We start from the raw sequence: 11,855 nt of genomic DNA on the forward strand, positions 1-11,855 counted from the left end.
ATGCTGCCTCAGCGGAAGAGTTGAACCAGCATGTCCGGCGCGGTGTTGGAAATCGACAGTGCTTGCACCGCGAGCTGCTGCTGAGTCTGAAGCGCCTTCAGCTTGGTCGACTCCTCGTTCATGTCCGCATCAACCAAGCGGCCGATCCCGCTGTCGATGTTAGAAGCGAGCCGTGCGGCAAATTCCGCCTGCATGTCGATGCGTGTCTGCAGCGCACCCAGTGTCGCTGCCGCATCCACCACGCGCGCCGTCGCCTTGTCCATGTAGTCGATATAGGTCCGCACCATGTTCGGGTTCTGTACGATGTCGATCTCGAGGAAGTTGAGCGTCGGGATCGGTTCGTGGCTGACGTTGATATTGCTGAAGCCTATGCGCGTGCCGCCGCCGGCCTTACGATCGACAAGCGGGTCAAGCACCATCGAAACCCCACCCGCGCCATCGACGGAGATGATCACATTCGGCCAATCCGCCTGCATCAGAGAGCTAAGCAGCGTCACCATTTCGGTGGCGTTTGACACGGTGCCATCGGTTTTGCCGAGAAGGTTGTTCACATAGGTGCGGTCGAAGGAATAGGACTTTGCGGGCTGATAATTGACCGAAAAATCGAAACTGACCTCGATCCCATCAGGATCCTCGCCATCACGGAAGACTTCAAAGCTTGTAAAGGGGATGGTCATCTGTGAGCCACGCGGTGCCTGGGCGGAAGTGTTGCTCAAGCCGTGTGACCCCGAAGAAACCTGAGAGGTCAGGTTGCTGATCTCGATATAGGAACCGTCGAGTCCAGAATTTTCCTGAGTGCGTATCTGGTACACATCGGGCTTGATACCTCCTGCATAGCCGCTGACGTAGTGGAGGCCAGCGGACGCCCCAGTGTTGTAAACCGAGAGAGCCATGTTCAACGCTTGGGCGAAATCCTTGTAGTCTTCGATCACGCCATTCCAGCTCGGGAAATGGGTGTCGAGAAACGCCTTATCGATCGTGACGCCCATCGTTGTCTTGCCGGGATCGTAGGGCGGTGAGATGCCATGCGAGGGCTCATCCTTGTCGACCGTGACGTCGAACATTATGGCGTCGCCAGCGCCGGTTAGGTCGAGTGGACCAGAAAAGACTCTGTTGGAGAGTTGCGCTGGCAGAGCAGCGCTTCCCCGTGGGTACCAGACCTCCGTCCCGTCGCTGTAGGTCGCCAGGGAGCGCATCATGCCAATTGTATCGATGTCGCGGCCGTCCCGCTGCAGCAGGCCGCCCTGCGTGCTATTGAACAGCGAGATCTTCGACAGGTCGACGGTCATGGTCTTGGTCGCAACCCCGCCGTTGGCATCGCGCACGAAAGAGGAGACGACCTGTGTCTTGTTGATGTCGACGTCATACATGTCGGCGATGTCGGTGGTCAGCCAGTTCTGCCCCGAAAAGCTGGCGGATTCGGCAATCGACTGCACCTGCTGCTTCATCTGGTCGAGTTCCGTCTGGACCTTGGCCTTGTCGACGCCCTCTTCGGTTGCAGCCACCAGACGTGCCTGGAATTCGGTCAGCACGTCGATCACCGAGGTCATGCCGGCATAGGCTGTATCCACCTTTGCTGCCCCAAGGCCTAGCGCATCCGCCGCCGCAGAAATGGCCATGCTGTCGGAGCGCATGGTGGTCGAGATTGACCAATAGGCGGCATTGTCTGCCGCGGCCCCGACGCGCAGTCCGGAACTGACTCGGTCCTGGGTTCCCTGAAGATCGGAGGCAAGACTTCTCAACGTCTGCAATGCTGTAATGGCCGAAAGATTGGTGAGGATGCTCGTCATGGAAAGGACCGCCTGAAAAGGGAACTCAGAAATCATTCACGAGAAATGACTGTCGCGATCTTTATGGTTTCGAAATCCTTAATGCCTTGGTGAAGGCGTCTCCGTAGAAATACGGACCTGCTGCACTTTCACGTTGTCTCTAAGTCGAGGCCTGAACCTCAAAGCTTCACCTTCACCGGCCGCCAGACAATCGTCTCCGGTGTGCGGTCGTAAGGGTTGTCCATCAGCGTGATCTTGCAGTTGCGCGTGTCGCACTGCTTGCAGCGGAACTTGAGCGAGAAGGGGTCGCGCCCATGGCCGTAGAAGGTCGCGAGGTCCTTCGCCATGAAGCGGGCCTGGTTCTGGCACTCCCGGCAGGTGGTAACCACCAGCATGTTGTGGCGCAGTGCTTTTCCAAGCGTGTCGATCGTCTGGGTCATGGAATATGATCTTGAACAAAACAAGAACATCGTCAAGTGCTGACATGATCACGAAACGCTGCAGGCGCTGGTTTCCAAGGCTTTTTGCAGGCTCCGGCGCTTGCCGCACATGCCGCGGATCGATATGCCTAGGTCACTGAAAATTAACTATAAATTCTGCGCTCTGTAAGCCAACTGTTAACCTTGATCTCTCTATAAAGAAGTCGCTTCCACCAAGGTAATGCGTCGCGAAGCGCTCGGTTTCTGTATTGCGTATTGGGGAGAGTGTCATCCACGGCGCTCTCCCACATCCGCCTTGACCGGGCGTCGCAAGGGCATGAGGCCCTTCGGGCGAGAAGCGCCGTCTCCAGACACGGCAATCACCGATCTTCCAATCTGCAGACACGAAAAAGCCTCCACGCCATCAGGCGGGAGGCTTTCGGTCTTGCTCGTCAGTCAGTCGATTTTACTCGGCCGTCAGGAATTCCGCGCAATAGCTCTTGCCGCCGTTCGTGCCCGGACGATCGACGACCGTGCGCACGCCGCGGATGACATAATCCGAGGAGACCGTGAGCTGGACTTCGCAGCGCAGATATTCGGTGCGCGCGCGGGTCAGCAGCTTGCCCTTCTTGCCATCGCCGAGATCTTCGTAGGTTGCCGGCACGACGCGGGTGTTGAAGCCACCGCGCCAGGTATAGAGCGTCGAGGCACCAGATGCGGCATCCGAGACCGGCGGGCCGAACTTGGCGAAGAAGGCGCCGGCCTGCTGGCCGTTCCACCGCGTCTCGATCTCGTTTTTCGGCAGGCCTCCCGTCGTCGTGCAGCCTGCGGCGGCAAGGCAAAGTGCGGCGATCAATCCCGATGTCGTGCTCTTCAGCAAATTCATTGTCACTGTCCCTGGAACCCCTCAAAGGTCGGCCTCGACAGTCGTCCAAGACGCACCGCCCAGTACAACCGACCCACGACTGCTTTACTGCGAAACGCTTCGAGACGAAATGGAAAGAGGGACGTGTATCCGCAATTTTTCCACCGGTGACTTCTGAGCAACGGCACCCTGGCGACGCGCAACAGGTGGGGCCGAGGTGTCCGCCATCCCGCTGTCCGCAGCATCGAGTACTCGCTCATATGGAAATGAAATCAGTGAGATGCCGAAGGCTGTCACGAATATTTCAACTTTCTCGCCGCTTTTTGCGTTTCCCTGCTTGTGCAACGAAAAACGCTGGTCTATAGAGGCGCCGCTGGTCACGGAGTGTAGCGCAGTCTGGTAGCGCACCACGTTCGGGACGTGGGGGTCGAGTGTTCGAATCACTCCACTCCGACCAGCTTACTTTCCCGAACAATCCCCCGCACCGAAAACACGTTTGCCTCGGCATGGCCGAGGGCTCGTATGCTGTCGTCGGATCCTGGCCTTGGCAGTTTGTTTGCGTAACATTGTATATTCTGCAAACAGTGGTAGTGAATACGTATCTCCGGCTCAACTCAAAGCTTGGGGGAAATCCCTGCAAGTCGTTGCTGAGGCATATAGATTAGGCTATCTTGAATTGTAGTCAGTGCCGCATTTTGTGGCGCTATAGAAACTGAAATTGCCACCAATGATTGCAATCCAAGCTGGTTCGGTGAGCATGCTTCCAGGTACGAGAAAACGTCGTCAGCGCCAGGATAAGGTCACTTTGTCTGACGTCGCCCATCAGGCGGGTGTCAGCGCCATCACCGTCTCCCGAGCTCTGCGCGATCCTGAAAAAGTCTCACCCCATTTGCGCGATACCATCCTCAGGGTTGTCGAGGAGATGGGTTATGTGCCCGATCTCGCGGCAAGGGCGCTTGCCAGCAAGAACAGTGGTCTCGTCGGCGTCATGTCTCCCGGTTTGACCAGCCATGCCTTCCTGGCCCTGATCCGCGGCATCGAGGATCGCGTCCGCTCCTCCGATCTGCGCATCCAATATGCCAGCGCCGATACCGACGCCGAGGATCAGCTTCGCCAGTTGCGCTTCTTTCTCTCGCAAAACCCTGCTGGCCTCATTCATGTGGGCCAGATCGGCGATGCTGCGATCGATGATCTCCTGCGGCGGGCGCCTTGTCCGGTCGTCGAGATCATGGATGTCAGCCGGCAACCCTCGGACATGGCGATCGGCATCGATCACCGCCTGGCGGCCGAGACGGCAACGCGGCATCTGATTGAAAAGGGCTACAGGCGCATTGCCATGCTCGGCGGCGCCTGGGATTTCCGCGCCCGTCGGCGTCTGGAAGGCTTCCAGGCGGTGCTCGAAGAGGCCGGCCTGTTCGACCCGTCCCTCGTTCTGTCCATCGATGGCAATACAAGCGTGGGGCTGGGATGCCATCTTCTCGACCGGCTGAAGACCGAGGCCCCGGATGCCGATGCCGCCTTCTGTCATAACGATGACATCGCTCTCGGCGTGCTCTTCGAATGTCAGCGGCGCGGGCTCTCCGTCCCCGGGGATTTCGGCATCTGCGGCTTCAACGATCTCGACTATGCAGGCTTTGCCTTCCCGGCTATCACCTCCGTGCGCGTCCCGCGTTACGAGATCGGCTATCGCGCGGTCGATATGATCATCCGGGCGGCCGGCTCGGGCGCGTCTCCGGCAAAGCTGGTCGATCTCGGCTATCAGCTCGTGCAGCGGGGATCGACAGCACGACAGGGGTGACCAAAGGCCACCCCTGAGCATGCTATTCTTCGTTTCTTGGCCCGATCAGGCGGCGCGGGCGCTGCGATGCATCGTGCTGCCACCATGGTGATTGCCCAGATTGAACTGGTTGATCATGCCGCGCAGCTTTTGCGTTTCGTTGGAAAGGGTCGAGGCCGCAGCGCTGCTCTCTTCCACCATCGCCGCGTTCTGCTGCGTCGTCTGGTCCATGCCGTTCACGGCGCTGTTGACTTCCACCAGGCCCGACGACTGCTCCCGTGCGGCAGTCGAGATCGCCACCACGTGGTCGTTGATCTCGACGATCAGCTTGCTGATCGATTTCAGCGCCCCACCGGTATCGCTGACCAGCTTAACGCCGGTTGAAACCTCACTGGCCGAGTTCTGGATCAGGTCCTTGATCTCCTTTGCGGCCTTGGCTGAGCGCTGGGCGAGTTCGCGAACTTCCTGAGCAACCACCGCAAAGCCGCGACCGGCCTCGCCAGCGCGTGCTGCCTCGACGCCGGCATTGAGCGCCAGAAGGTTGGTCTGGAAGGCGATTTCGTCGATTACCCCGATGATGTTGGAGATCTTCGAGGAGGAATCCTCGATACGGCTCATGGCGTCCACGGCCTGCGACACGACTTCACCGGATTTCTCGGCGCTCGCCTTGGCCGAACCCGCGACATCGCGCGCTTCCTGGGCGCGTTGGGCAGATGAGCCGACATTTGCGGTGATCTCTTCCAGGGCGGCTGCCGTTTCCTCGAGATTGGCCGCCTGGCTTTCGGTGCGGCGCGAAAGGTCGCCCACACCCTGGCCGATTTCCTGCGTGCCCTGGCTGATCACATCGACGCTGGCCGAAATCTCGCGGAACGTATCGCAGAGCTGGGACACCGAGCGGTTGAGATCATGGCGCAAGAATTCGAACTCGGCCGCGAAGGGCTCGGTCAGCTGGAAGGCAAAATCACCGGAACAGAGACGCTTCAGTGCGTCGCCGAGCGAGCTCACCGTGCGCACGCGGGCCGTGACATCGGTCGCAAACTTGACCACCTTCACCACCTTGCCGTTGATATCGAGGATCGGGTTATAGGACGCGGCAATGATCACTTCCTTGCCGGACTTGGTCACACGCGGGAACTCTGCGGCGATGTACTGTCCATCGCGCAGGGTCTGCCAGAACTTCTTGTATTCCTCTGTATTCGCATGGCCCTTGTCGACGAACATGCTGTGATGCTGTCCGATGATTTCCCCCGGCGCATAGCCCATCAGCGAGAAGAAGTTCTGGTTGGCGCTCATGATCTTGCCGTCGACCGAGAACTCGATGATGGCCTGCGAGCGGCTGATCGCGGCGATCTGCGCGGCGTAGTCCACATTCAGCAGGCGTGCCTTGGCATCCGCCCATTCGACGACGAAGCCGACGGTCTTGGCACCCTGCTGGAGCGGTGTGACAAGAAGGTCGAACACGCGGTTCCCCACGGTGATCGTCGCGCTGTGACGGTTCTTCAGGGCCGCCAGCATATTGCGCTGGTGGGATGGGTTCTTGTGAAAGACGTCGATATTGCTGCCGATAAGGGATGCCACGCTGAACTTCGGCAGCTCCTTCTTCAGATCCGACTCGGCTTCCTTCAGCAGCTCCATGACCGCTGGGTTCATGTATCTGATATTGAGCTTGGCGTCGGCCACCATGACATTGGCTTGCAGCGCATCGAGCGCAAGCATCTTGGCAGCGTTCCCCGAATTCACGAAAGCAGACAGTCCCATAGTCCCTCCGACTGATGCCAGCGGCCCTGCCCGCTGACGTTACGAGAATTAGATATCGTGAAAATGCATACAAGAGATAAATGAAACACTAAAATAGCGGCGCCTTGTCTACCTTTTCGGGTCGAAAATGCAGCTTCTTGAAAAAAAAGTGGGGTCAGGTGAGGGGGGATTGCTTAGACGGCTTCGCGAAGATCCGTCGCTTTTGCCGCCAGCATGTCGAGGAATGCATCGAGATCCTGGAGAAACAAGACGCCCGGCATGTCCGACATTGCCATATAGGCAGCGCCGCCGAGCCAGATCGCGATGCTGGGCAAAAGCGCCGCACGCAATTCACCCAGATGCCGCTCGAGAGGCGCCTTGCGCCCGGTGAGCGCGCTCAGGCAGACGCAGCGGACATTCCGCCGATGGGCCGCATCGACGATCTCGCTGGCGGGCAGGTTGGCGCCCAGAAACAGCGCATTCCAGCCCTTGAGACGTGCGAGCAGTGTGGCGACCAGCGCCCCCATGTCATGCTCTTCCTTTTCCGGCGTCGTTGCGAGCAGACGCGGTGCGTCGACGGCAGGTGGCGGACAGCGATCGAAGAGCCCGCCCAGTATGCGCTTGATCTGCGCCGTCGTCATGTGCTCGGCGGCTATGGTCACATCGCCCGCCGCCCACAGCGAGCCGATTTCCCGCATCAGCGGCAAGACGGTCGCGCGGATGAAATGCTCGGGCGGATCCCGCTCCGCCCGCGTCTGCAGCAGGCTCTGCAGCCGTTCGCTATCCAGGGCCTTCACGGCATCCAGAATGTCGGAGAGGGCGTTGCGCGCTTCCAGCTCATATTCGAGCCGCGACAGCATCTCTGTCGAGAGCGGCACGAGAGAACCGATCCGATGGCCGGCATCGCTGCAGCTTTTCAGTAGTCTCAGGCGCTCCACCTGCTCACGGGTGTAAAAGCGCCGTCCCGTCGGGCTGCGTTCGGCGGGCGTGATCCCGTAGCGCCGCTCCCAGGCATGCAGCAGGAGTTTCGAAACGCCGCTCGTGGCGAGTGTTTCGGCAAGGCCAATCAGCACTTCCCTTTCCTGATGCCTGTTTCGATGCATGCCCACCCCAAACTGATTTGCTGTTTATATTAGCGTGTCGTTTCAGGAAGAAAAGCGGGCTTGCTGCATCGACATGAAACGAAAACGGCCCGCGCAAGGCGGGCCGTTCCATAGACGCTGGATCAGGCTGTCAGCCGTCGATGTCGTCGAGCAACTGCCGGGCTTCAGCCGTGGTGACGCGGCGGGTTTCCACCTCGTCACGGCGGCTGGCGAGCAGCTCGGTTGCCAGCAGCTGTTCGGCTAGATCGGATGGGAGCGACAGGATGACGCGACCGTCATGGGCGTTCAAACCGCCAAGTTCGGTGCGCTTGGCGGTGATCATGCCGCCGGCCACCGTGTTGTTGGTATCCGGGTCGATCAGGATGAAGGCACCGGTGCCGCGGTTCAGCTCGTAAGGGTCGAAGATCGCGGTTTCGTCGAAGGACAGATGCACCTTTCCGATCGCGTTCATCTGCAGCATTTCGGCCGCCTGCCACTTGCCCGACTTCAGCTCGAGCTGCTGTACCGGCTGCACCTGCACGCGCTGCCGGCGCGAGCCGGCCTTCAGCCAGTAGCGCTTGCCGGGCACGATGCCGTCGGGCTGCAGCGCCACGATCTGCGCGTCGAAGGCAAGGCCCGTTTGCGGTTGGGCATCGAGCGAGACGATCATGTCGCCGCGCGCGACATCCACCTGGCGGTCGAGCACCAGCGTGATCGCGTCACCGGAAACAGCGGCATTGCGCACCAGGTCGAAGGTGACGATCTGCTTGACGTTCGCCACCTGACCGGACGGCAGGATGGCAACGCTGTCGCCGGGCTTGACCGAACCGCCGGCGACCGTGCCCTGGTATCCGCGGAAGCTTTCGCCCGGACGCGAGACGCGCTGGACGGGCAGGCGGAAGCCGGTCGACTGACCGGAGCGCAGGGTGGCAAGTTCCAGCGTCTCGACCAGTGTCGGGCCTTCATACCACGGGATGACCGACTTGCCGGAATAGACGACGTTTTCGCCCTTCAGCGCCGACATCGGGATGGCGGTGACCTGGCGCACGCCGAGCGACAGCGCCAGCGCCTTGAAATCGGTGCTGATCTGGTCGAACACGGCGCGGTCATAACCCACGAGGTCGAACTTGTTGACCGCCAGCACGAACTGCTTGATGCCCATCAGCGAGGCGATGGTGGCGTGGCGGCGGGTCTGTTCGAGCAGGCCGGCACGTGCATCGACCAGCAGGATGGCGAGGTCCGCCGTCGAGGCGCCGGTTGCCATGTTGCGGGTATACTGCTCATGGCCGGGCGTATCGGCAACGATGAAGGAGCGGCGGTCGGTGGCGAAATAGCGATAGGCGACATCGATGGTGATGCCCTGTTCGCGCTCGGCCTGCAGACCATCGAGCAGAAGCGCGAAATCCGGCAGGCCGAGATCGTTTTGCTGGCCGGAATCACGGCGCAGCGTCGCGGCCTGATCTTCCTTGACGGCCTTGGTATCCCAGAGCAGGCGGCCGATCAGCGTCGACTTGCCGTCGTCGACCGAGCCGCAGGTGATGAGACGCAGCGGGCGGCTATCACGGATGACCGGTGCGGTGTCGGCGAGCGGAGCCTCGGAGGCGAGGGCGGTATTGGCTTGGGCGGTCATCTCAGAAATATCCTTCGCGCTTCTTCTTTTCCATCGATCCGGCCTGGTCGCGGTCGATGGCGCGGCCCTGGCGTTCGGAGACGGTGGCGATTTCGAGTTCGGCGATCACCGCATCCAGCGTGGTCGCATTCGAACGGATGCCGCCGGTCAGCGGCCAGCAGCCGAGCGTACGGAAGCGCAGCATGCCTTCCTGGATCTGTTCGCCCGGAAGCGCTTCGAAACGCGGATCTTCCGCCCACATCAGCATGCCGTCGCGTTCGACATACTTTTGCTTCTTCGCATAGTAAAGCGGCGGCAGCTCGATGTTTTCAGCCTGGATGTAGCGCCAGATGTCAACTTCGGTCCAGTTCGAGAGCGGGAAGGCGCGCACGCTCTCGCCGCGGCGGATCATGCCGTTATAGATGTTCCAGAGTTCCGGGCGCTGGTTGCGCGGATCCCATTTGTGGTCGGGCGTGCGGAAGGAATAGATGCGTTCCTTGGCGCGGCTTGCTTCCTCGTCGCGGCGTGCGCCGCCAAAGGCTGCATCATACTTGCCGGCATCGAGTGCCTGGCGCAGCGCTTCCGTCTTCATCACGTCGGTATGATAGGACGAGCCATGGCTGAACGGGCCGATGCCTTCTTCCTTGCCGCGCGGATTGGTGTGCACGATCAGGTCGAGATCGAACTTCTCCGCCGTCGCATCGCGAAACGCGATCATCTCCGGGAATTTCCAGCCGGTGTCGATGTGCAGAAGCGGGAAGGGCACACGGCCGGGGAAGAAGGCCTTGCGCGCCAGATGCAGGAGAACCGAACTGTCCTTGCCGATCGAATAGAGCATGACCGGCTTTTCGAACTCGGCTGCCACTTCGCGGAAAATGTAGATCGCTTCGTTCTCGAGCGCCTTCAGATGCGGATCGAGCGGCGGCTTGGTCGCGGGATCCTTGGAATGCGGATCGAATTCGGATGTGTGTACGTGCATGGTCTTCTTTTTCTTTCTCTGGGCTTGTCGCCCGAAATCTCTGTCTTCCTGTGCGCCTGATCCGCTTCGGAAGCGTCAGGCCGGCGTCGGGATTGCGGATGAAGCGGCCTCCGGAACATGCAGCCCGCATTCCCGCTTCTCGTCATTTTCCCACCACCAGCGGCCGGCGCGCTCCGGCTCGCCGGGCTTGATCGCCCGGGTGCAGGGCTCGCAGCCGATCGACGGATAGCCTCGGGCATGCAGCGGATTGACCGGCACGCTTTCGGCCTCGACATAGGTGTTGATGTCGTCGAGCGACCAGTCGGCCAGCGGGTTCACCTTGATCAGGTCGCGCTCCGCGTCATATTCGGCAAAGGGTGTGGCCGCGCGGTTGCCGGACTGGGAACGGCGCAAACCGGTGATCCAGAAGCGAGCGCCTGACAGCGCCTCCGCCAGCGGAACCAGCTTGCGCACATGACAGCAGGCATGGCGCGCTTCGACACTCTCATAAAAACCGTTCAGGCCATACTTCACCGCATAGGCATCGATATCGTCAGGCTTGGGGTAGAAGCGCTTGATGGAAATGCCGAAACGCTCTTCTGTCTCGGCGATGAGGTCGACCGTTTCCTTGAAAAGCCGTCCGGTCTCCAGCGTCGAGACATCGATCGGAAGCCCGGCAAGGCCGATGGCCGCCGAGATCACCTGATCCTCGATGCCGAGCGAGGTGGTGAAAACGGCACGACCCTCAAGGGCGGCGACGATGCGCAACCGGTCGGTGAGGTTTGCGGATGCCAGTTGCTGGTCCAGCGTCCTGGCCAGGTCTGCGGAAGTGTCGAAGGTCATGATAGGATCCCTGCTCAGTGTCGACATTATCCGGCAAGAGCAGGGTGACGGACAGAAATCGACGTGCGCCGAGCCGCGAACAAAGAGCAAATATCTCTCTCGCAGAGAGATATCGCGGCAATTCGTGCCGCAGGGCCCAAATGACACGTGGAACGGCATGCCGAATTGCGCTATGGCCGGAGGCACGATTTCCGGGCCGGCCCTGGCGGACAATGACGATCGATGATCACACAGAAAGCCAAATATGCGCTGCGGGCGCTGACACTTCTCGCCCGTGCCGAGCCGGGTGAGCCGATCCAGATCCCTGATATCGCCGATAAACAAAAGATCCCGAAGAAATTCCTCGAGCAGATCATGCTCGACCTGAAACGCGGCGGCATGGTTGAAAGCCGTCGTGGCAAGCAGGGCGGCTATCTGCTGCACCGGCCGGCAAGCGAGATCACCTATGGCGAAGTGCTGCGCCTGATCGACGGTCCCGTCGCGCCCTTGCCCTGCCTGTCGCTGACGGCCTATCGCCGCTGCGAGGATTGCGATGGCGAAACCGATTGCGAGATCCGCCGCGTCTTCGCCCGCGTCGCAGATGAGACCCGCGCAGTGCTGCTGTCGACGAGCCTTGCGGATGCCGTCGGCGAAGTCAGCGAGCCTCCCCACTGAACGGGACGGGCCGCAGGTCCTTCACACCATCCCTCCAAACGCAAAAAAAAGGCCCCGGGGCCGAAGCCCCGAGGCCCACCACGCACCCTTGAATTAGGAGGCGTTGGAAACCGTGCGGTTGACCAGGGTCACCGACTTGTCG

At 60.6% G+C, this 11,855-nt stretch carries 10 protein-coding genes and 1 tRNA gene; 3 read left to right on the top strand and 8 right to left on the bottom strand.

Annotated features, from left to right (window positions below):
* Window positions 1-8 precede the first annotated feature (8 nt).
* From C0V73_RS08755 to C0V73_RS08765, 3 genes are all read right to left on the bottom strand, one after another.
* Complete coding sequence (locus C0V73_RS08755; RefSeq protein WP_102019665.1) at window positions 9-1,790, bottom strand: flagellin; 1,782 nt, start codon at window positions 1,788-1,790, stop codon at window positions 9-11.
* Between the two features lie 158 nt (window positions 1,791-1,948).
* Window positions 1,949-2,209 (bottom strand): hypothetical protein, encoded by a 261-nt coding sequence (locus tag C0V73_RS08760; protein WP_102019580.1) that lies wholly within the window; start codon window positions 2,207-2,209, stop codon window positions 1,949-1,951.
* A 445-nt stretch (window positions 2,210-2,654) separates the two neighbouring features.
* Window positions 2,655-3,074, bottom strand: a complete 420-nt coding sequence (locus C0V73_RS08765; protein ID WP_102019581.1) for a hypothetical protein — start codon at window positions 3,072-3,074, stop codon at window positions 2,655-2,657.
* A 359-nt stretch (window positions 3,075-3,433) separates the two neighbouring features.
* Here C0V73_RS08765 and C0V73_RS08770 point away from each other — a divergent pair.
* Both C0V73_RS08770 and C0V73_RS08775 read left to right on the top strand, forming a co-directional pair.
* Window positions 3,434-3,510, top strand: a tRNA-Pro gene (locus C0V73_RS08770).
* Between the two features lie 348 nt (window positions 3,511-3,858).
* Window positions 3,859-4,851, top strand: a complete 993-nt coding sequence (locus C0V73_RS08775) for a LacI family DNA-binding transcriptional regulator (RefSeq protein ID WP_245407914.1) — start codon at window positions 3,859-3,861, stop codon at window positions 4,849-4,851.
* Between the two features lie 45 nt (window positions 4,852-4,896).
* Here the strand turns inward: C0V73_RS08775 and C0V73_RS08780 are convergent, their stop codons facing one another.
* The 5 genes from C0V73_RS08780 to C0V73_RS08800 form a co-directional block, all read right to left on the bottom strand.
* Window positions 4,897-6,588, bottom strand: coding sequence for a methyl-accepting chemotaxis protein (locus C0V73_RS08780; RefSeq protein WP_102019582.1), 1,692 nt, complete (start codon window positions 6,586-6,588; stop codon window positions 4,897-4,899).
* 173 nt (window positions 6,589-6,761) lie between these two features.
* The gene (locus C0V73_RS08785; RefSeq protein ID WP_172450106.1) at window positions 6,762-7,640 is read right to left on the bottom strand and encodes a cobalamin-dependent protein; all 879 of its coding nucleotides are present in this window, start codon (window positions 7,638-7,640) and stop codon (window positions 6,762-6,764) included.
* A gap of 160 nt (window positions 7,641-7,800) precedes the next feature.
* A complete protein-coding gene (gene cysN / locus C0V73_RS08790; RefSeq protein WP_102019584.1) occupies window positions 7,801-9,279 on the bottom strand; it encodes a sulfate adenylyltransferase subunit CysN in 1,479 nt (492 codons plus the stop codon).
* A gap of 1 nt (window position 9,280) precedes the next feature.
* Window positions 9,281-10,237: a sulfate adenylyltransferase subunit CysD gene (gene cysD, locus C0V73_RS08795; RefSeq protein ID WP_102019585.1), complete on the bottom strand. Its 957-nt coding sequence runs from the start codon at window positions 10,235-10,237 to the stop codon at window positions 9,281-9,283.
* A gap of 75 nt (window positions 10,238-10,312) precedes the next feature.
* Window positions 10,313-11,059: a phosphoadenylyl-sulfate reductase gene (locus C0V73_RS08800; protein ID WP_102019586.1), complete on the bottom strand. Its 747-nt coding sequence runs from the start codon at window positions 11,057-11,059 to the stop codon at window positions 10,313-10,315.
* Window positions 11,060-11,281: 222 nt separating this feature from the next.
* Here C0V73_RS08800 and C0V73_RS08810 point away from each other — a divergent pair, with 222 nt between their 5' ends.
* The gene (locus C0V73_RS08810) at window positions 11,282-11,713 is read left to right on the top strand and encodes an Rrf2 family transcriptional regulator (protein ID WP_102019588.1); all 432 of its coding nucleotides are present in this window, start codon (window positions 11,282-11,284) and stop codon (window positions 11,711-11,713) included.
* The last annotated feature ends 142 nt before the right edge of the window (window positions 11,714-11,855 follow it).

Origin of the sequence: Rhizobium sp. TH135, from assembly GCF_002855515.1 — a bacterium.
In the GTDB taxonomy this organism is placed as follows: domain Bacteria; phylum Pseudomonadota; class Alphaproteobacteria; order Rhizobiales; family Rhizobiaceae; genus Allorhizobium.